This window comes from Betaproteobacteria bacterium (assembly GCA_009377585.1).
Lineage (GTDB): Bacteria > Pseudomonadota > Gammaproteobacteria > Burkholderiales > WYBJ01 > WYBJ01.
Genome location: WHTS01000039.1, coordinates 25,979 through 47,859, shown reverse-complemented (window position 1 = coordinate 47,859; position 21,881 = coordinate 25,979). Strand labels below are relative to the sequence as shown.

Sequence of the window (21,881 nt, the reverse complement as noted above, 5' to 3'; positions counted from 1 at the left end):
TGGTTGATTCGACACAGGAGATCAATTGGCGTGTCGACCTTCACACCGGCCGCCTTGGCTTCGGCCAGCAGCTTCTTGGCTCTTTCCGGGCTGTATTCGAAGCGCTGCTTGTCGAGTGCGTGATTGTGTCCGGCGATGCGCGGAATCACCATCTGTGTGGCGATCATGGCTTGCTTGGGGATGATCGCCCCATGCAAGCCCTCACGGTCGACCGCGTAGTTGAGCGCCTGGCGCACCCGCTTGTCGGTGAATGGCGGAACCAGGGATTCGATGCGAAGGTAGTTGGTCTCCGAGTTGGGATAGGCGAAGTCCGTCTTCGGGTCGGTGGCGTCCTGGTGTGAGATGTTGGTTGCCACATGGGCTTCACCGACCTTCACCATCGCGGCGGCCACCGCGGATTCCTTGCGCCACACGTAGCGGGCGCCGTCGAGTTGCGGCTTCTTGCCCCAGTAATGCGGGTTGCGCTTCAACACGACCTCGCTATTGGCCGTGTAGCGGTCGATCATGTAGGGGCCGGTGCCAACGGTGTTATTCATGATTCTGATGGGCTCGTTTGGAGCACCGATGGTCATCGTCGTCATGCGCACCGGCAGAATGGGATCGGGACGCGGGGTGACGATATCGATCGTCGCATCGTCGACCTTCACGACCTTGATCGTGAAGCCTGAGAACATCTTGGTGCGGGCGTTGCAGTCGAGTTTCGGGCTCAGCGCCTTGTCGATGGAACTGGCGATGGCTTCGGGCGTCAGCGGCGTGCCGTCGCTGTACTTGATGCCCTTGCGCAGATTGAAGCGCCAGGTGGTGGCGTCTACCTGCTTCCACGACGTTGCCAGCCGCGGCTTGAGCGAGCTGTCATTGGGGTCGAGCTCGATCAACGTCTCGTTGACGTTCTGGCGAATGACCCGACCCACGGCCGATCGCGGGCTGTTGCAGTTGTCCAGGCTATCCGGTTCCTCGGGGATGACGATGGTGATGGTCTTCTGCGCAAACGCTGCCCCGGGCGCGATCAGCGCAATGGCCATGAGCGCGACTACCGACACCGCAGTAGTGCCAAGTTGGCGCAAGCTGATTCGAAACATGGCGATACTCCTCCTCGCATTGTTGGAGCGCGGTTAGACTTGGGCGCCCAAGTCGTCCGTCATTTGTTCACGGAGATTCCGGCCTCCTTGACCACTCTTTTCCATTGCGCCACGTCGCTCTTGATCCGGTTGAAGAACTGCTCGGGCGGGCCACCGGCCGCTATCATGCCTTCGTTGGCGAGCCACTTGCTGATCGCATCGGAGCGTATGACCTTGCCGAATTCCTGGTTCATCCGCGTGACGATGTTCTTGGGGATGCCCTTCGGGCCCCAGATTCCATACCAATGAGTCACGGCGTAACCGGGTACCGTTTCACTGATTGACGGCACATCGGGCACAGCAGGATTGCGCTTGGGCGTGGTGATGCCTATGGGATACAGCCTGCCCGCCTTGATATGGGGGATGCTGGGCACCAGGCTGCTGAAGCTCGACTGCACTTCTCCGCTCAGCAGCGCATTCATGACGGGACCGCTGCCCTTGTAGGGCACGTGGGTCAGCTTTACCTTCGTCATCAGCTGGAACAGCTCCTGCGACAGGTGCCCAAGTCCACCCACTCCAGCGGAACCGAAGTGTAGGTTGCCCGGGTTGGCCTTGGCATACGCGATCAGGTCCTTGATGCTTTTGACGGGGCTTTTCGGGTTCATCGTCACGATGAGTCCCGTTTCTCCGATCAGGATGATCGGCGTGATGCCGGTGACGGAGTCGTACGGCAGGTCGTGCAGCGCGGCGTTGGCGCCGTAGCTGCCGGAAACGAGTATGAACGTATAGCCATCGGGAGCGGCGTTGACCGCGAGGGAAGCGCCGAGGGTGCCGCCGCCACCGGGTCGGTTGTCCACCACGATCGTCTGCCCGATCGATTCGGACACGAGCGGCGAAAGCGCTCGCGCCATGATGTCCGAGCCTCCCCCCGGCGCGAATGGTGTCATCAAACGGATCGGCCGGCTCGGCCATTTGTCCTGGACCTGCGCGCCTGCTGCGGGCAGCGAGAGCGCCAGCGCGGCTGCCGCCAGACCAACCCGGGTGCGAAACTCGAGCTTGCCACTGGCAAGCAAAGTTGCGCGCGTTTCCCCGACTGCATTGCTTGCGATCATGTGCTGCCTCCTCGCTTTTCGGAAGTCGTCCGTGCAAAGGGAGCCAAGCGCTGGCTAGATGTCTTTTTACTACAGGGTTCGCTCGCAGACCAGTTGCTCGGGGTGCGCGCTGCCGACGGCCTTGATGCGTCGTAAGGCCTGGGTATTCTGCTATGCTGGTCGAACCCAAAGCGATTTCGATCGAACCCCACGTAAAGGGGGAGGGCTGGTGCATGAGACTGGCGCGCGAGCTTGCAGAGCGCATCTGTGCGCTGCGCTATGACGATTTGCCTGCGGCGGCCGTTTACGGCAGCCGGGTAGCGGTTCTCGATACGATCGGCGTGGCGCTGGTGGGAAGTCGCGAATCCGCCCCGCGGATCGTCGACGAGGTGCTCGAGCTCGACAACGCAAGCGGATCATCCCTGGTGTTCGGCAGCGCGCGCCGCGTCGGTTGTCTGGATGCGGCCTTGGTAAACGCTACCGCGGCGCACGTTCTCGATTTCGACAATACCGCTTCCAACCTGGGTGGGCACGTATCGGCGGTGATGGTGCCGGCGTTGATCGCGGCGGCGGAAGCATTCGGTGCGAGCGGCCGCGATCTGCTGCTCGGACATACGGTGGGTTTCGAGACCGGGTGTATCGGTCTCGCGGTCAACCCGTTGCACAGCGACAAGGGCTGGCATCCAACCTCGACCCTCGGTGTGTTTGCAGTGGCCGCGGCACGTGCCCGCATGCTGGGTCTCTCGGTGGCCGAGACGGAAACGGCGCTGGCATTGAGCACCTCGCTCGCCGCCGGCACCAAGGCCAACTTCGGCACCATGGCCAAGTCGCTGCACGCCGGCCAATGCGCGCGCGGCGGGCTGCTCGCGGCGCTGCTCGCGCGCAAGGGCTTCACCGCCAACCCCGACGCCTTCGAGCACAAGCAGGGCTTCTTCAAGCTCTTCGCGGGCGAAGGCGATTATGATGCCGAGCGGGTACTGGCCGCTTGGCTGGCGCCGTACGATATCGTCGAGCCGGGCGCAAGCTATAAGCTCTATCCCTGCTGCTACAGCACGCATGCTGCCGTGCAAGGCGCGCTGGAGCTCGTGCGCCGCCACGGTGTGCTTGCGCCGGACGCAATCGCGCGGGTCGATGTAGCAACGCACGAGTCGCGGCTGCTGCACACGGATCGGCCCGATCCGCGCAGCGCGCTGGAAGCCAAATTCAGCGTGCAGTATTGCGTCGCGCGAGCGCTGCTCGACGGTAAGGTGCTGCTGCAGCACTTCGATGACGAAGCTCATCGCGATGGGCGTGTTCGTAGCGTCCTGCCGCGCGTGCACGCGGCGCCGTACACGGGCGCGCTGTTCGCGCCGGACGATCCGTTCGATGCCAGCGTGAAAGTCACGCTGACCGACGGGCGCTCGGTTGCCGTGAAGGTCGATCGCCCGCTGGGTCGCACGGCCGCCGAACCCATTCCTTACGCACTGCTCCGAGCCAAGTTCGAGGATTGCGCGGCCCAGGTCGTCGGCAAGGAAGCCGCCGCATCGGCCGCTCGCCGCATCGAAGCGCTGGAGACGCTCGACTCGCTGCGCGAGCTGACCGCGTTGCTGCAGCCGGTAGCGTCGTTGGCCGCGCCTGCGCGGTCACTGGAACGCCTCACGTAGTGCACGTGCGGGTGAGAGGGGCGCCATCCGAATTCACCGGCAGCGCTATTGATCCAAGCGAGGAAGGATCTCATGCAACAGTACGATGTCGTGGTGGTCGGTAAAGGCAACGCGGCGCTGTGCGCGGCTCTGGCGGCGCGGGATAAGGGCGTGAGCGTGTGCCTGCTGGAAGCTGCCAATATCGACGAGTCGGGCGGCAACAGCCGGTTTGCCGGCGGCGTCATGCGCTTTGTCTACAACAACGTCGACGAGCTGCGTCAGCTTACCGAGCTCACGGATGAGGAAGCTGCCGCGGCCGATTGGGAGAGCAACACCACGGAGCAGTTCTACGACGACCTTTACCGTGTCACCAGCTATCGCACCGATCCCGCGCTTAGCGAGGCGTTGATCACCAAGAGCTTCGAGACGATGGTATGGCTGCGCAGCCAGGGCGGCCGGTTCGAGCCGAACTATCGCCATCAATCCGCAATCGTCGACGGCCGGCGCAAATTCTTCGGACGTTTTCCCCTGCACCTGACCGGCGGTGGTGATGGACTGGTGCATACGCTGACGCAGACCGCCGCGCGCAAGGGAATCGACATCTTTTACGAGACGCGTGCGGTTTCGCTCATCTACGACGGCGAACGGGTGCTGGGCGTGAAAGCCAAGCTCCATGGCAAAGTGACCGACTACGGCGCCCAGGCCGTGATTCTCGCCTGCGGCGGCTTCGAGGCCAACCCGGAGTGGCGTACGCGCTACCTGGGCCCCGGCTGGGAGCTGGCGAAGGTGCGCGGCTCCCGCTTCAATGTCGGCGACGGCTTGCGCATGGCACTGGACATCGGGGCGGCGCCTTATGGCAATTGGTCGGGACGGCACGCCACCTCCTGGGAGATGCACGCCGCCGAGTTCGGCGACGTGACACGCTCGCACGATCCCTATCGCCACAGCTATCCGCTCTCCATCATGATCAACGCCGAGGGCAAGCGCTTCGTCGACGAGGGGGCGGACTTCTACAACTACACTTACGCCAAGTACGGCGCTGAAGTGCTGCGTCAGAGCGGCCAGTTCGCCTGGCAGGTTTTCGATGCCAAGGTCCGCAAGCTGTTGCGGCCGGAGTACGACGGCCGCAACGTTACGCGCGCGGTCGCGAACACACTCGAAGAGCTCGCGCAAAAGCTCGAAGGCGTGGATGCAGCGACGTTCCTCGACACCGTGCGCACGTACAACGCAGCGGTGCAAACGCACATCCCGTTCAATCAGGGAGCGAAGGACGGCCGGCGCACGATCGGAGTCGAGCCGCCGAAATCGAACTGGGCCAATCCGCTCGACACGCCACCGTACGAAGCGTTCGGCGTCACCTGCGGCATCACCTTTACCTTTGGCGGATTGCGCATCGAATCCGAAACCGGCCAGGTGGTCGACTTGACCTTCAATCCGATCCCGGGCCTGTTCGCCGCTGGCGAGATGGTCGGGGGCATCTTTTACTTCAACTATCCGGCCGGAACGGGTCTCGTATCAGGGTGTGTATTCGGCAAGATCGCGGGCAGCGGCGCAGCCGATGCGATCGGTGCGCAGCGATAGACTTCTCACATGGAGGGATTGCAGCGATGCGTGAACCCCGTCTGGACCGTGATCGGCAGCAATGGATTTTCGACTACCTGGTCAAGGAGACCGGCCGCGTCTTTCACTGGGATGCCGATGGACGGGTATTCCCGGCGAGCGTCAAGAGCCATGCGCAGATCTCGAAGCATGTCGGTCGCATCGCCCAGCGCATGGAGCGCGTGGCGGCGGAGGAGGAAGTCGCCGGCCACAAAATGACGGCCTTCGAGCTCTACTACCGCGCCTCCGCCCAGTTCGCCGCTGCTCAGCACCCGGTGCTCGAGACCAATGACGAGAAGCGCTATCTGCACGGGCGCTGCATCGCCAATTACGAGAAGGTGATCGAGCTCGCGCCCTACCCGATCGAGCGCGTCGAGATTCCATTCGAGGGCGTCGAGCTGCAGTGCAATTTCCACATGCTGAAGGGCCGCCCGAAAGCGCCGACCGTGATCTTCATTCCCGGCTGCGACATGACCAAGGAGATCTATCCGGACCCGCAGATCAACCACGCTCTGGATCGCGGCATGCATCTGCTGTCGATGGACGGGCCGGGCCAGGGCATGAGCAATCTTCGCGGCATCAAGCTCACCGCGGACAACTACGAGCGCGCGGTCATCGCCATCGCGAAATGGCTGCAAGGACGCAAGGAAGTCGACCCCGATCGCATCGCCGTCCTGGCGCAATCGATGGGGTCGCATTGGGGTATGGCCGCGGCGGCAATGGGCGATCCGGTCATCAAGGCGACCGTCGGCGCCTGGGCCTCCTACCTCGACAAGTACTACATCCTCGATACCTTCTCGCCGCGCTACAAGCAGCTCTTCGGCTATCTCACCGGCGCCAAGAGCGAGGAAGAGCTCGATCGCATCGTGAGTCAAATGAGCGTCGAAGGGAAGGAAGCCGGTATCACCGCGCCGACGCTGCTCACCACCGGCGAGTACGATGCGCGCAGCCCGGTCGAGCTCGTCTACCGCTTCTACGACCGGATCACGGCGCCGAAGGAGCTCTGGGTTTACGAAGACACCTACCACCAGACGACCCTATTTCCGGCGCAGGGCCAGCGCATGGATTGTCATTCGATGGGCATGGACTGGCTCGTCGACGCCCTCGCGGGCAAGTTCAAGCCCGGCTATGCGCGCAAGATGTATCTGCGAACCGGCGGTGGCGGCCCGCATGGCACGCAGGGCGAGAGCCAGGACTCCATGCATTGGTGGGTCAAGTAGTATCAACCACAATGCCAGGCCCGGAGGAGAACAGCATGAATCGCATCGACTTGCACGAAAGTGCGCGCAAACCGCTCAGCCTGTCGCAGTGGCCGGTCCGTGCGGCCGCGCTGGCGCTTGCCCTCGGTATCAGCGGGGCGCTTCAGGCCGCCTCGGCACCGAACCGGATCGTCACCGTGGTCTTGTCGGAAGAGCCGGAGGGTCTCGACGGCTGCAATGCGAACCGTTCGTCCGTCGGACGCGTGGTGAAGCAGAACATCGTCGAGACGCTGACGGAAATCGATCCCAAGGACGGCAGCATTACGCCGCGGCTCGCCCTCTCGTGGACCAAGGTCGATGACAAGACCTGGCGCTTCAAGCTGCGCGAAGGTGTCAAGTTCCACGACGGCGCGCCGTTCAACGCGGAAACCGCGGTGAGAGCCATCCATCGCACCATGGACACCGGCCTCAAGACCGGAGCGCGAGGCACCGGCGGGCTGGACTGCGAGACGCGCACGAAGTCCTTCGGCGATCTCAAGATCGTCGCCAAGGCGATCGACCCGTCCACGCTGGAGATTTCCGCCAGCAAGGCAGTGCCGATCCTGCCGACGCGCATGGGGGTCGTGTCGCTTTCTTCGCCCAACACGCCGACGGACAAGCTCGTGCTGAATCCGATCGGCACGGGGCCCTACAAGTTCGACAAGTGGGTCCCGGGCCAGGAGATCACGCTCACGCGCTTCGACGGCTACTGGGGCAAGAAGCCGCAAGCCACTGGCGTGCGCTACCTCTGGCGCAAGGAATCGGCCGTGCGCGCGGCCATGGTAAAGGTGGGTGAGGCGGATATCGCTCCCGACATCGCGGTGCAGGACGCCAACGACCCGAGTATGGATTTCAGCTATCCGAACTCCGAGACATCGCGGCTGCGCATCGACATGACGCGCCCGCCGCTCAACGACAAGCGGGTGCGGCTCGCGCTCAACTATGCCATCGACCGCGCGGCATTGAAGAGCGTGCTCTCCAAGGACGTCATCCCGGCGACCCAGATCGTCGTGTCGGGCATCAACGGACACAATCCGACGCTCAAGCCGTATCCGTATGACCTGGCGAAGGCCAAGAAACTCCTGGCCGAGGCCAAGGCCGCCGGCGTGCCGGTCGACAAGGAGCTCGAGATAGTCGGCCGGACCAATCTCTACCCGAACGGTACGGAGCACATGGAGGCGACGATGGCCATGCTGCAGGCCGCCGGCTTCAAGGTGAAGATGCGCATGCTCGAGGTGGCGGAATGGATCGACATCCTCACCAAGCCTTATGCCGAAGATCGCGGTCCGGTACTGCTGCAAGAGCAGCACGACAACAACAATGGCGACGCCGTCTTCTCGGTGTTCAACAAGTTCGCCTGCAAAGGGGCGCAGTCGGTGGTGTGCGATCCCAAGCTCGACGCGCTGATCGCGAAGGCTTCCTCCCTGTCGGGCGACGAACGGCGCAAGACCTGGCAGGAAGTCTTCCGGATGATCCAGCAGGACATCGTGTCCGATGTCTGGATGTACCACATGGTCGGCTATTCGAGGGTCGGCAACAGGATCAATTTCAAGCCCAGCATCTCGACCAACAGCGAGATCCACATCGAAGACGTGACGTTCAAGAAGTAGCAGAACGTGGCGCGCATCGCCACGCCGCCGCCGCTGGTCGAAGGTGCGCAGCTCGGCCATCGGGCCGCCTGCTACTTTCCGGAGGAAGGTACGGTGCACGCGTAAACGCGGGCGGGCGCGATCAGAAATCTTGAATGGCCCGCATCGAGCAGCTCGAGCGCGGCGTTGGTGGGCCAGTTGAATCGCGCGTTTCTGAGGCGCTGTCGGCGGGATACTCGGAAGACAACTGGCAGAAGGTCGACGCCGCACTGGGGGAGGCGTTCAAGAGCCTGCCGCAGAGGCGCTGATACGTATGCATGTTGCTTTGCGAATGACAGTGTTGAGGAGTAGAGTGATTAAGTAAGTAGCTCTGTTGGTTGCGGGTGTGTGCGGGCCTCGCCCCCTGACCTGTTGCACTCGGGCTGGATGGGCAAGCTCTTCTACGGCGCACCGGCATCGCCGCCGGTGCATTGATCTTCTCGCGAGGAGAAGACAATGTTCGGACGCAGACGTAGGGCATCTCAGGGCCAGGCGTACCATAGGGCTGTACGCACAACAGCAAGCGGGCCACCAAGTCGACGCACATTGCTGTTCGAGCCACTCGAACAGCGCCTGCTGCTTTCCGCCGATTTGCTCGCGGCCGCAGCTCCTGGCACTTCACCGCGAGATCAGACGGCCGCTGCTCTGTATCTCCACCAAGTGGAGAACCAGCCCGCGATCGAGCTGGCCCCCCAGATGGGATCTTCCGTGCTTGCTGCGCTCGCGCCAGGCGCAGAAACGGGCGCGTACGCACCGGTCGATATGAGTCCGCTTGCATTCGAGGCGTCGATCCTCGCGGCGGAGCCGCAACTCGATCTGCCCGAGCTGCAGCTGACGAGCGGCGATGCGGCGGACTTCGCCGGACAGGTGCTCTACCTCGATCTGGATGGCGAGTCGGGTGTGGTCTACGACGGGGCTGTCCGTATCCAGGATCTAGGAGTCCCTGCGTTCGAGGCACCGGGCGATCTTGCCGGACAGGAGAACGCGATCATCGAGTTGGCGCTCGATCGCCTTGACGAGGTTTTCGCTGACCTCGGACTGATCGTCATGACCAACAAGCCGGACCTGGGAATCGAGTATTCGACGATCTACGTCGGCGGCAACGACTCGATCTTTTCGGACTACGGATCTTTCCTCGGTCTGGCCGAGAAAGTGGACGTCGGAAACGAGGACCGACGCGACGTGGCATTCGTCTTCAGCGAAAACATTTTCGCGGACGGCATGACGGTTGATGACTACGCGTTCGCACTCACCACGTTGCTCGACCACGAGGCCCGGCACCTGCTCGGGTACGCGCACGTGGAGGGATCTACGCAGGGGTTGCAGGCGGCGGCCGCTGTCACAGGCACCTTTCATGGCGCTGAATTGTTGCGGGCAGACAAGGATTCGAACGCGAGTGGCGCGAACAACAGTCAGATCGAAACCCACATTGCAGTGGATCCGTTGCTGCCCAGTCATATCGTAGCCACGGCCAACGACGTTCTCGGGAAAGGCTTGGAGTTCACGATGAGAAGCCTGAGCGCGGGAACGCGCTGGGATGTCGTGAAGGTTGGGGCGGACGCTCCTGTCGATGGTGCGGTCGCCATCGATGGGTCGGTCGCGTTCGATCGATTCGGCAATGTCCATGTCGCCTACCTGACCCAGGTGCGGGGTACGGGCAGCGATGCGGGCAAGGACTTCAACACCATCATGTACGCCATGAGCGGCAACGGCGGGCTTTCCTATCTCGATATCAGGAAGCTGAATGCTCCTGCGGTGTCGGGGTTCGACAAGCCATGGATCGCCACGGGGCCGGATGCCGAAACACCGGGAAACGAGGCAGTGTTCATTACGTATCAGGACGGTGCCGAGAGCATTTCGATCCAGGGTGCTTCGGTCAGCGGCCCGGCGAGCGTTGGGCCGTTCGCTCGCTTCGACATCGTTTCGAACGGCCCGGGCAACATGGCTGTCCCGACCGTAGGTCCGAAGGGTCAGGTTGTCGTCGCGTGGATGGACTTCAAAGACGGCAATCGATCCATACCCACCGACATACAGATGGCTCGGGATATGGACGGGCTCAAGGACGGGCTGGACTTCAAGAGGGACATCGAACCACTGACGGCCCCCAAGACTGCCGCTGTCCGCAGCGGTATCGACGCGACACCCGCCAGGGGAACGGGTGCCAGTCCTTACGTGGCCTACGACCGCAGCAACGGCGGCCCCTATTCGCACAATGGTCGGCTGTATTTGATGTATGCCGACCGGACAGTCGATGGCGGTATGGACATCTTCGTCAAGCACTCGGACGACGATGGCGAACATTGGAGCGACCGCGTTCGAGTCAACGACGACAAACGAGGGAAGAACGACCAGTTCTTCCCGGCCATCAGCGTGGACCAAGTCACTGGTGCCGTCTTCGGCTCCTGGTTCGACACGCGCAACAGCAAGAAGGTAGACCCCAAGGACAAGATCAGAACGCCTCCCCCTGTCGAGAACACCACGGATGGCCAGGAGGTTCAGTACTTCGCCTCGGCGAGTCTCGATGGTGGCGTCAAATGGCTTCGAAATGTAAAGGTCAGCGATGGTACTTCCGACGAGGACGGGGCGGACTTCAAGCGTGCCAAGCCAAACGACATCGACCCGTTCGATTTCGGCGATTACGCCGGGATTGCTGCCTTTGGCGGAACCGCTTACGCCGCATGGCCCGACAACTCCAACAGCACCAAGGATCTTGCGCCCTTCGACTCCGGCGTCGGCCCGGCGGATGGCAGACCTTTCGAAGTCTACGTCGACAAGGTGGTGCTCAACTCCGAGGGCGGTCTCACCGTCACCATGGCGGGGACTCCTGGGGATGACACTTTCTACGTCCGGCTGGACGCGAGCGGAAGGTTCGTGCAGTTCTACCAGTTGCCGGGCCGGACCGCTTCCCCAGCGGACTTCGATCCGGTTCTTGTCGTTCCGACGTATACCGCAACCCGTTCGACGCTGGTGTCGATCATCGTCAAGGGGTTGGACGGTAATGACGACCTGATCCTCGATAACGCCAAGAACGGCGTGATCAATGTGTTTTCGATCAACTACGACGGCGGCTCCGGCACAAACAGGTTGTTCGTGAAAGCGAACAAGCTGGGGGAGCGCGACACCTTCGTCATCGGCACCACGAGCTCGGGTGTCGACGGCGCCACCGTCCTGAAGGTTGGGCTGGACTACCAGACCGTCGAGTTCGGTTCCGTGTCCCAGATCGTGGGACCTCCGGATCCGCCCGCAGAAACGGTGCTCGCCTTCATGCGCCAAGGATTGGCGTTCGCCGACAGCGCCTTCGGGCGCTACGAAAGGCTGCTGGCGCGTGACATCGCGGTGGTCGGTGAGTCTTTCGGACTTGCGCCCACAGGAGCGGGAGGCAACGCGCTGCCGAACCCGGCGCTGACGCAGCCGCAAATCCTGGGTCGGCTCATCGAAGACGGGCTCGGCGCCTTCAGTCTGCGTGATATCGGCGAGACGATCACCACGAACGAAGAATTGCGGCACCGACTCGACGGGCTCGATTCCGAGGACAACGTCAGGCTGATCGACGTGGGCCAAGACACACCATCACCCGACGATGATCGAACCGAATTCGACATCCGCATCGAGAAGACGCTGAAGTGGAACGCCGATCTGGGTCTCGGCCGCGAGGGTCCGCTCGGAACCATCGATGTGCAAGGTTCGGCAGAGATCGCCGCGGACGTCGCGTTGCACCTCGTGGCCGGAGTGGATGGCCGCGGATTCTATATTCGGCCGAACACCGCGGATGATCCGGAACTGACCTTGAGGAACATCAGGATCAGCGGGCCGGTCGAGGCGGCCGGACGCTTCGGATTCCTGGGTGTCGACCTGATGGACGCCGCTCTCACGGTCGATCCCGGCGTGCGACTTCAGCTGAAGCTCGACGATCCGGGCACGGATGCACTCGACGGCGTGGTGCGCGCACCGGAATTCGAAGTGCCGGTCACGCAACTGGGCGAGGTGAGCCTGATCGGTAACCCGTCCGCGGATGACGTCGTCCTCGCCGCGACGTTCACCATTTCTGCGCTGGAGACGGATGGCGTCCCGCTATTTGAGTTGGGGAATGCCGAAGTCACCTTCACGTGGTCGGACATCGCGACCCCCGAGAGCTTTTCCGTGGCGGCCACCACCCAGGCGGCGGAAGAGCTCCTGAACACGATCGAGAGCGCTGCCGACGAAGTGCTCGCCGGGCTCTCGACCCTGTCCAGCCTGGTTCAACAATACGCCGGGACCGATGTGCTGGGAACGAAGCTGCCGATCGTCAACAAGACCATGGGAGATGTCCTGGGAGATGTCGCCAGCGTCGACATCGGGCCAAGCCAGGTGGCGAGCGTCTCGGGCACGTTCGAGGTCGGAGACAAGAAGCAGTTTGTCATTCTGCTGCAGGACACCAACATCGCGTCGAAGGGCATAGACGTCGGCGATGCCGTCTTCTACAAAAGCGGCGGGATAGAGGTCCAAGGCACTATCGCGCAGGTCGAGCAAACGGATTTCGTCGTCGAGTTCGGCAAGGATCTGAACCAGGATCCGGACTTCGTGGCGCCGCGACCGACGGGGTCGAGTCCGGGAGATCAAGCCTCCGATGAGGCAGTGTTCCGCGTGGTCGGGTTCGGGACGCTCGCGCAGCAGTTCGACGACTTCATAACCGGCTTGAAACAGCGCCTGACGCTTACGGCCGAGATCCCCACGCTGCAGAATCTGATCACCGAGCTCGCCGAATTCCTGGGCGTCGACCTGGAGGCGCTTGGTGTCGCAGTGACCGGCAGCGGAAACGAGCGCGCACTGCAGTTCACCATCCCGTTCAACCCCGACCCGATCCAGTTCACCGAGCACCTCGACCTCGGGACGAGTGTCGCCGGGCTGGCGTTCGACGGTACGGGCGACGTCAAGTTCACCGTGGATCCGCAGTTCCGCCTTCCCATCGGCATTCGGCTCCACCCGGACGTGCCCATCGGAGAGCGCTTCTTCCTCGCCGAGGACGAGGCGCCCGAGATCACGCTGGGCCTTTCGGCCCTGATCGACGATCCCAGCATCACCGGGAAGATCGCCGACGTCTTCCAGGTGCGGCTCGAGGAAGACACGACGGTCACCCCGAACCAGGGCATCAGCCTCGCCGGCATGGTCAGCGTCAATCTGGTCGATCCCACGAGCGGAGCCGGGGCCGACGAGCGGATCACGCTGGACGAGTTCAGCCCTGCCGAGCTGACCGACATGTTCGTTGCGAACATCGAGGGCGCGCTCGACATCGACGGCCTCACGCTCGCCGCCGATGCGAGTGGCGTGAGCCTGGGTTCCTTGAAGATCTCGATCGACGGCGCGACGGATGGTCACATCGACAGCCTCGACGACCTGATCGCGGTGCTTTCGCGCATCGACGTCGAAGGCGACCTCGGCCTGCCCGAGGACCTCCCGATTCCTGCTTTCGTGCGCGATGCGATGTTGCAGGGGCTCCTCACGGTCGTGGATTGGGCCGACCGGCTCGACGACTCTGCACCCTTCACACAGCAGTTGCCGCTCGCCGACAGCTCGCTCGGCGACGCGCTCGACCTGGCGACGCGAGTGCGCAGCCGGCTCTACGAGCCGGTCGCCGCCTATTTCACCGACGACACCACACCGACGCTGAGCGGGCTGGTCGCCGCCCTTCGCCGCGAGTTCGCGGACCTCGTCGCGGACGCAAGCCAGACCGAGCTGGTGTTCGATCTCGACCTGGCGCTGGGCGGCAGTAGCGAGATTCCGATCGCTCTCGGGTCCGAAGCCTCCGGCCTCGGACTGTCGGTGGACGCCTCGGCCCAGCTTGCGCTCGACGCGGGTCTGCAGTTCGTCAGCGCGGCCGACGAGAACACGCCGAAGTTCGCTTTCGGGGTGAACTTCACGCCCGGCATCGACCTCGGCGAAGCGTTCTTCGTGCGGGCGGAGAAGTTCGTGGCGACCGGCTCGGTGTCGGCGACCAACCTCGACGCCGGCATCACGGCCGGCTTCCTGGGGGCCCGGATCGTGGGCGGGAACGTGGCCCTCGACGGCCGCGTGACAGGGACGTTCACCGACCCCAACGACGACGGGCGTCTCACGATCGGCGAGCTGATCGGTGCAGGCGCCGACGCTTTCTCGAACCTGACGTCGACCGGGACCGTGACGGCGACACTGCCGGTACAGGCGACGATCGGGGGGCGGCCGCTGGAGACGGGAACCGACCAGCCGATAATCCTCGTCACCGACGACGATCTCTTCGGGGGCGCCGCGCCCACGTTCGAGGCGCGCAACTTCGAAGACCTGCTCAACTTCTCGAACGTCACTCCGGAATCGGTCCTCGCTCTCCTGCAGCAACTGGGCGGCTGGCTCGACGGCTTCGGCGACTCGGGTGTGTTCGGCACGCGCATTCCGTTCACGTCCGATACGACGCTGGGCGACGTCGTGGACCTCGGCCGCGCCTTCACCGATCAGATGGTGGCGCTCGTCACGGCGCCGGACGGCACGCCGAATTACTCGACGCTGCAGGAGCTGACCGAGCGGATCGTGGCGCGCCTGGGCGGCGACCCGACGCGTGTGCGCTACGATGCGGCTACCAACCTGCTCACGTTCGACGTTACGCTGGCGCAGGTGTTCGCGCCGCAACCGGTAGCGATCGGCTTCGACGTCGGGCTGGAGCCGCTGGGTGCGATCAGCAGCGCGAGCGAAGTGAGCGTGGATGGCGGCGTCACGCTGGACGTGACGTTCGGCATCGACCTGTCCCCGCTGCGTCCCGATACCACGCCCGAGGACCCGCTCGACGACGATTCGCTCACCAGCCATTTCTTCGTCCAGGACGCATCGCTGACCGCTTTGGCGCAGGCAAGCGCCGCCGACATCGACGCGATCGCCAGGTTGTTCGACTTCGTCGAGATCGGCGTCGCCAACGGCGTGGGCACGCTCGCGGCTTCGCTAGCGCTCTCGCTCAAGGACCCGAACACTCAGGCGGGTACCTCAGGTCGCATCACGCTGCCGGAGTTGTACGGCGCGCTGACCGATCCGACGACGCTTGCCGAAGCCGATTTTGACGGCTTCGCCAACCTGATTCTGCCGGTTTCGATGCGACCGGCGTTGCCCGGCCTCACGCTGCCGCCCGAGGCGAAGCTGACCGTGACCTGGAGCGATATCACCGACCCGGGCACGCTGCTCGTGCAGCAGACAGGTCTCGAACAGCTCTTCGACTTCGAGCACCTCGGGTTCGACGACGTACTGGCGGCGGTGCAGGGCGTGGTGGACTACCTGGCCACCCTCGAAAGCTTTGGCTTCCTCGACCAGAAGCTGCCGCTCCTCGACCTGAGCGTCGGCGATCTGCTGCAGGCAACCGGCGAGTTGTCGGCTCGAATCGAGGAATTCAAGCGCAATCCTGCCCAGTCGCTGCAGGCGATCGAGGAGCTGCTCGAGGATGCGGTCGGCCTTGCCGATCCGCCCGGCACACCCGATTTCGACAGTGCCGAGGTCGAGCTGACGCTCGACCGGAGCATCGCGGAGAATCCGGCACTGAAGGTCGCGCTGCAGTTCGCGCACGACTACGACAGCGGTCCGCGCGAGATGAACCTCGACCTGGCGCAGCTGGTCGGGCTCGTGAGCGGCGATGCGGCCGCCGCGCTGGCCGGGGTCACCAATCTCATCGACGTCGGCGGCGAAGCGGTGATGCAGATCGAGGCCGGCGCGCGCTTCGACCTCGACTTCGGCATCGACCTGTCCGACGGCGTCGACCCTGTCCCGTTCCTCTACGACAGCACGGGACTTACGCTCGACGCCGCAATCCTGGGATCGGACATCCGGTTTGAAGCGGCCGTGGGTCCCGTCGGTGTCTTCATCGGCAGCGCCACCCAGCCGGGCACGGCGCGGCTCGACCGCGACGGGGATCCGGCAACCACCGACCGTGCTGCGTTTTCTGTCGGTATCACGGACGACCCGTCCGATCATCGCTACCGGCTGAGCGAGCTGTCGACGAGCCTGGTAGATGTCGATGTGCAGGGCGCGATCTCGGTCGACCTGCCGGTGTTCTGTCCGACGCCGGCCGACGCGCTCGACCCCCTGCGGATCGAGATCCCGGACCTCGGTTATCTGATCGGGATTCTGATCGACCCGTCCAGCGCCGTCCCGGGGCAGGAGGCGGTGGTATTCGCCTCGGCGCCCGATCTCGCCCAGTGCATCGCGGACATCGGCATCCCCGACGACCTGAGCTCGCTCCTCGACGGGCTCGACCTGATGCTGCAAGGCCTGCAGCAGGCGTTGAGCGGCGAGGTGTTCGGCGTGGCGTTGCCACTGGTGGGCGATAGCCTCGAGGATGGCGCCCGGTTCATCGAGGACTTCCGCGACGACGTGCTCGCGCGGCTGCGGGCGCTCGCGAATCACTCGGACGATGCCGTGCGCCAAGCCCTGTTCGAGGTGTTCGGTCCGGCGGGGCTCGGCCTGCTGCGGGACGGCGCCGATACCGGCGTCGATGTGAACCTCGACGACATCCAGCTCGCTTCCAGCCCCGAGGACGTGTCGTTCGCCATGCACCTCGGCCAGGATCTATCGCTCCTGAGTGTGCCGATCGACTTCGACATCGGACTGCCTGCGCTCGGCCTCGAAGTCGACGGCGACGTCGACGTGCGGCTCGGTTGGGGCTTTCAGATGGGCTTCGGCGTGAGCCGCTCCGACGGCGTCTATTTCGACACCGACGCGAGGGACGCCGCCGGCAACTCCATCCCCGAGCTGGCGGTGGATCTCGAAGTCACCGCGCCCTCGCTTAGCGCCGTCGGCTCGCTCGGCTTCCTGCGTCTGCAGGCGAAAGACGACGAGACTGCGCCGTCGCGCCTCGCCGGACAGTTCACGATCGACCTACGCGACCCCGGGGACGACGACGACCGCCTCACGTTCGCGGAACTGGCCGGCGGGCCGGACCTCGACGCAATGATCGATGCGGCCTTCACCGCCGACGCCGACGTGAACCTCGATCTCGACCTCAGTCTGGGCGACGGGGCGGCCTTTCCCCGTCTGCTCGCCGACTTCGGCCTCGACTGGTCGTTCGCCGGCGCAGACCCCGGCGAATCCGATCCCTTCGGCAACCGTCCGCAGATCGCCTTCGAGAATGTCCGGCTCGACCTCGGGACCTTCCTCGCCAATGTCGTCGGGCCGATGGTGGACACCGTCGACTCGGTGCTGGGACCGATCCGCCCGGTGCTCGGCGTCCTCAACACGCGGCTGCCGGTGCTGTCCGATCTGGGGCCGACGCGCTCGCTGCTCGACCGCAACGACGACGGCGCGGTCACCCTGCTCGAAATGGCGGCCCTGCTCGGCAACGGCGCCGACTCGGCCGCCACGTTCCTCGCCGCGCTGGGCAACGTCCTCGACCTGGCGGACATCCTCGATGGTCTCTCCACTGCCGGAGATGCGGTCCTGCTCGACTTCGGCAGCTTCGATCTGGGCGCGATCGACGTGCGCGGCCTGCCGGATCTGACCACCGCAACGCCCAACGTCACCCGCGCCACCGACCCGCTCGATCAGTTCAAGAACAACGGCACTGCCGAGCAGCGCGAGGCGGCGGAGAAGCTCACCGCAGCGCCCGGCGGCGGCTTCGTTTTCCCGGTCATCGAGAACCCCACGTCGCTCTTCGGCCTGCTGATGGGCAAGGATGCGCCCCTGATCGGCTACGACATGCCGGCGGTGAACATCAGCATGCCGTACAGCCAGTTCTTCCCTCTGCTGGGGCCGCTCGGGGTCACGCTGGCCGGCTCGATCAACGTGGATCTCGATCTCGCGTTCGGCTTCGACACGTTTGGCGCGCGCCGTTTCGCCGACAGCGGCTTCGATCCAGGTGAGGTCGGTCTTATCCTCGACGGGCTCTACATCAGCGACACGGGCAAGGCCGACGCGACCGGCTCGGATGTCGACGAGGTGATACTGCGGGCGGCCATCGAGGCCTTCGGCGCCGTGAACGTCGGCATCGCATCGGCCGGCGTGGGCGGCGGCATCGGTGCCATCATCGGGCTGGACATCAGTGACCCGAACGACGACGGCAAGATGCGCGCGAGCGAGTTCGCCGACATGCTCGCGGCGAACCCGATCTGCGTATTCAATGCCGACGGCAAGCTCACGGCGGGACTCAGCGCGTTCGTCAAAATCGGGTTCGGCTTCTTCTCGCTCACGAAGCGCTTCAATATCGCTGAAGTCACGCTGCTCGATTTCACCTACGGCTGCGACCCGGACGCCCAGGAGCCGCCGGTGCTGGCGAGCCAGAGCGGCGACCTGTTGACCCTGAATCTGGGGCCGCGAGCCGACGACCGGCGCTCCGTGAACATCATGGACGCAGACGAGAACTTCAAGATCACCCATGTCGACGGCGAGGCGGGCAACGAAACCGTCACGGTCTCGGCCTTCGGCGCGGAACAGATCTTCACCGGGGTGCGCCACATCGTGGCCGAGGGCGGACTGGGGAACGACACCATCACGCTCGACGAAGGCGTCCTCGCCACGGCGGAGCTGTGGGGCGACTTCAGCGATCCGGCGCGGGTAGCGGACTTCGGCGAAGACACGCTGTTCGGCGGCGAAGGCGCGGCCATTCTGCGCGGCGGCGGCGGGGCGGACCAGCTCGAGGGCAGGACAGGTGCTGATCAACTCTTCGGCGACGAGGGCGACGATCGTCTGAACGGACGGGACGGGAACGACTTGCTCGACGGCAGCATCGGGCTCGACCTGATCGGGGGCGGCGACGGCAACGACACGCTGCTCGGCGGCGACGACGACGACGAGCTGACCGGAGGCGCGGGGGACGATCGGCTCGACGGCGGTCTCGGAATCGATCAGCTGACCGGCGATGCCGGCAGCGATATCCTGATCGGCGGCCTGGGGATCGACGTCCTTACCGGCGGTGATGATGACGACATCCTGATTGGCGGCTCCGTCGCGATCGAGCTGACCGACGATCTGACCGACGACAGCGACGACGTGCTCCTCGGCGAGGGCGGCAACGACCGGCTGGAGGGCGGCCGCGGCCGCGATCGCCTCGAGGGCGGCGACGGTATCGATGCGATCTTCGGCGCAGCGGGGCTCGACGCGCTGGACGGCGGCACCGGCGACGACCGGATCGTGGGCGGCGCGGACGCCGATACCGTGGAGGGCGGCGCGGGCCATGACATCATCGTGGGCGACGAAGGCATGATCGACGCCGACGGAATCGTCACGCTGGTGACCCTGGCCGGCGAAGGCGCCGACATCCTGCGCGGCGGCCTGGGCAACGATCGGCTCTATGGTCAAGGGGCAGCGGACGAGCTTTTTGGCGGCGAGGGCGACGACCGGCTCGAAGGCGGGGACGGGGGCGACCGGCTGGAAGGCGGCAGCGGACTCGACGTCCTGCTCGGCGCGGCGGGCGACGACATCCTGCTCGGCGGCAGCGAAGACGACACGCTCGAGGGTGACCTCGGCGACGATCGGCTCGAAGGCGACGACGGCGACGACCGCCTCGCCGGCGGCGCAGGGTTCGACATCCTCGTCGGTGGCCTCGATGCGGACACGATCCTGGGCGGGACCGAGAGCGATACGATCGCCGGCGGCGGCGGCCACGACGTGGCCGACGGGGAGTCGGGCGACGACCGGATCTCGGGCGATGCCGGCGACGACACCCTGAGCGGCGGCGAAGGCAACGACCGCATCCTCGGCGGCGGCGACGCCGACACCATCATGGCCGGCAGCGGGGACGACTCCGTCGACGGCGATGCCGGCAACGACGTCATTTTCGGCGAAACCGGCGTGGACACGCTCTTCGGCGGCGCCGATGACGATGTCCTCGTGGGCGGAAGCGGCGATGACGCGGTGTCGGGCGATGCCGGCAGCGACGTGCTGTGGGGCGGCGCCGAGCTGATCGCGCGGGCGCAGTTCCGGCTCGCGCCGGGCGAAACGGCCGCGGACAAGTTCGAGCTGCCGCCGGAATTCCTCACCGACGCGGTGCAACGCACGATCCTGCCGCCGCTCATCACACCCAAGGCGCTGCAGGGGCTTTCCCTCGCCGGCGAGACCGGCGACGGAGAGGATCTCCTCACCGGCGGCAGCGGCGACGACTTCCTGTTCGGCGGCGGCGATGTCGATCGGCTCGACGGCGGCGCGGGCAACGACTATGGCGACGGCGGCGCGGCGCAGGACCAGGTGTCCGGCGGCAGCGGCGACGACGTGATGCGGGGCGGCCTCAATGACGACGTGGTGCGCGGTGACGGCGGCATCGACCAGGTCTACGGCGACGCCGGGCGCGATTATTTGTTCGGCGACGCCGGGGCGGAGGACGGAATCCAGGCCGGGCAGCGGCTGTGGGGCGGCGAAGGCAGCGACTTCCTCCATGCGTTCGCGGCGGTCACCATCAATGCCGATCCCGCCCTGCTCGCGACCGAAGTCGCGCGCGTGGGCGATGAGTTGCACGGGGGCGGCGGCGGCGACTTCGTCTACGGCAACCTGCGGGCGGATTTCCTGTTCGGCGACGGCGGCAAGGACTTCCTGCACGGCGAGTTCCTGAGCGGCCCGGCCTACGCCCTCAATGCGCAGCCGGCGACAACGGGCGGCGCCGATCAGCTCTTCGGCGGTACCGGCGAGGACGATCTCCTGGGCGGCGGCGGCGGCGATGAAGTCTGGGGCGGGGCGGACTCCGACCGGCTCGAAGGACAGGACGGCAGCGACCAGCTCTTCGGTGGCGGCGGCATCGATGTGCTGCTGCTCGACGTGGATGCGGGCTACTCAGTACTCGGCGGCGAAACCTTCGACGGTCACTTCGGCAACCGCGCGCCGGGCGATGCCCTCGACGATAATGCCACCGACATCCTGCTGATCCCCGGCACCAACTTCGCCGACAGCATCCGGCTGAGCCAGACGCCGGCCGGGCTGCTGCAGGTCGATTACACCGATGATGCGCCGACCCGTCTGATCCAGGCGAGCTGGCGCGACGGGCAGGGTCGTCCGCTGGTCGAGCAGTTCAGCATTTCCTCGCTCGGCGGCAACGACGTGGTGGAGTTTGCCGAGGGCGCGGCTGCGCTCGACCTGCGCGATCTGATCGCGCGCAGCGACGACTGGGTAACGGTGCTCGAGGGCGGGGCCGGCAACGACACACTGCGCGGCAGCGCCGGCCGTGACCGGATGGACGGCGGGGTAGGCACCGACACCCTGTTCGGGCTGGGCGGCGACGACCGGCTGTCCGGCGACGACGGAATCGGCGACGCAGCGGATCTCGATTTGCTGTTCGGCGGCCAGGGTCACGACGATCTCTTCGGCGGCCAGGGACACAACGAGCTCCATGCCTGGTCCAGGAACCCGCTGCCGGCCGGTGATACGCAGTTCGGCGTCTTCGTCGACAGCGCCGGCGGTTTTCACGACAGCGACGGCGATGCCGACGATGACGGCGTGCTGGACAACGGCGTCTTGAACCCGGACGGCACGAGCATGCCCTACACGCTCGAGGACAGCGGCCTCAATCGCATGCTCGGCGGCCCCAGGGCGGATAAGCTCTACGGCGGCACAGGTCTCGACTTCCTCTATGGCAACGGCGCCGATGACGGCGACGACCAGCTGTTCCGCGCGGACGGCACGCTGTTCGAGAACCTCGACGGCGGCCTCACGGGGCTGGACGACGACTGGAAAGCCTATG

At 65.1% G+C, this 21,881-nt stretch carries 7 protein-coding genes (1 of these 7 cut by a window edge); 5 read left to right on the top strand and 2 right to left on the bottom strand.

Annotated features, from left to right (window positions below):
• Together GEV05_14270 and GEV05_14265 are read right to left on the bottom strand one after the other, a co-directional pair.
• Window positions 1-1,079: peptide ABC transporter substrate-binding protein (locus GEV05_14270; GenBank protein ID MPZ44537.1), on the bottom strand; the 1,079-nt coding region annotated here is incomplete at its 3' end.
• Between the two features lie 59 nt (window positions 1,080-1,138).
• The gene (locus GEV05_14265) at window positions 1,139-2,170 is read right to left on the bottom strand and encodes a tripartite tricarboxylate transporter substrate binding protein (protein ID MPZ44536.1); all 1,032 of its coding nucleotides are present in this window, start codon (window positions 2,168-2,170) and stop codon (window positions 1,139-1,141) included.
• Between the two features lie 152 nt (window positions 2,171-2,322).
• Between GEV05_14265 and GEV05_14260 the strand changes: the two genes are divergently transcribed.
• The 5 genes from GEV05_14260 to GEV05_14240 form a co-directional block, all read left to right on the top strand.
• Window positions 2,323-3,792 carry an MmgE/PrpD family protein gene (locus tag GEV05_14260; GenBank protein MPZ44535.1) on the top strand — a complete coding sequence of 490 codons (1,470 nt, stop codon included), beginning with the start codon at window positions 2,323-2,325 and terminating at the stop codon, window positions 3,790-3,792.
• A 72-nt stretch (window positions 3,793-3,864) separates the two neighbouring features.
• Window positions 3,865-5,352 carry an FAD-dependent oxidoreductase gene (locus tag GEV05_14255; protein MPZ44534.1) on the top strand — a complete coding sequence of 496 codons (1,488 nt, stop codon included), beginning with the start codon at window positions 3,865-3,867 and terminating at the stop codon, window positions 5,350-5,352.
• A gap of 26 nt (window positions 5,353-5,378) precedes the next feature.
• On the top strand, window positions 5,379-6,590 hold the full coding sequence (locus tag GEV05_14250) for an alpha/beta hydrolase (GenBank protein MPZ44533.1): 1,212 nt from the start codon (window positions 5,379-5,381) through the stop codon (window positions 6,588-6,590).
• 35 nt (window positions 6,591-6,625) lie between these two features.
• A complete protein-coding gene (locus GEV05_14245; protein ID MPZ44532.1) occupies window positions 6,626-8,218 on the top strand; it encodes a peptide ABC transporter substrate-binding protein in 1,593 nt (530 codons plus the stop codon).
• Window positions 8,219-8,692: 474 nt separating this feature from the next.
• On the top strand, window positions 8,693-21,881 hold the start of the coding sequence (locus tag GEV05_14240; GenBank protein ID MPZ44531.1) for an LEPR-XLL domain-containing protein. 17,162 nt of this gene lie beyond the right edge of the window; only the first 13,189 of its 30,351 coding nucleotides appear in the window; it begins with the start codon at window positions 8,693-8,695; its stop codon lies off the right edge, out of view.

What these genes read in the sequence shown, in the direction of transcription:
- GEV05_14265 (MPZ44536.1), bottom strand. Translation starts at nt 2,170, where the DNA reads ATGATCGCAAGCAATGCAGTCGGGGAAACGCGCGCAACTTTGCTTGCC.
- GEV05_14260 (MPZ44535.1), top strand. Translation starts at nt 2,323, where the DNA reads ATGCTGGTCGAACCCAAAGCGATTTCGATCGAACCCCACGTAAAGGGG.
- GEV05_14255 (MPZ44534.1), top strand. Translation starts at nt 3,865, where the DNA reads ATGCAACAGTACGATGTCGTGGTGGTCGGTAAAGGCAACGCGGCGCTG.
- GEV05_14250 (MPZ44533.1), top strand. Translation starts at nt 5,379, where the DNA reads ATGCGTGAACCCCGTCTGGACCGTGATCGGCAGCAATGGATTTTCGAC.
- GEV05_14245 (MPZ44532.1), top strand. Translation starts at nt 6,626, where the DNA reads ATGAATCGCATCGACTTGCACGAAAGTGCGCGCAAACCGCTCAGCCTG.